This window comes from Microbacterium hydrocarbonoxydans, from assembly GCF_023715885.1.
Classification (GTDB): Bacteria; Actinomycetota; Actinomycetes; order Actinomycetales; family Microbacteriaceae; genus Microbacterium; species Microbacterium hydrocarbonoxydans_C.
The window spans coordinates 1-255 of sequence record NZ_JAMBOY010000027.1; the positions used below are offsets into that span (position 1 = coordinate 1).

1 rRNA gene is annotated in these 255 nt (G+C 53.7%); it reads left to right on the forward strand.

What is annotated here, in order from left to right:
- Positions 1–141 precede the first annotated feature (141 nt).
- A 5S ribosomal RNA gene (gene rrf, locus M3195_RS16770) occupies positions 142–255 on the forward strand; the annotation flags it as partial.

Genomic DNA, 255 nt, shown 5'->3' on the forward strand with positions numbered 1-255 from the left:
CTGACTGGTACTAATAAGCCGATGACTTGATAACACACCGTTCGTTGGTGCTTGCGTCCACTGAGTGGTTCTCGATGTACGGTCGAGAACCGCATAACTAAGACTTATGTCGTTATGCAACGATTGACACATCAATAGTGTTTCGGCGGCCATAGCGTGAGGGAAACGCCCGGTTACATTCCGAACCCGGAAGCTAAGCCTCACAGCGCCGATGGTACTGCAGGGGGGACCCTGTGGGAGAGTAGGACACCGCCG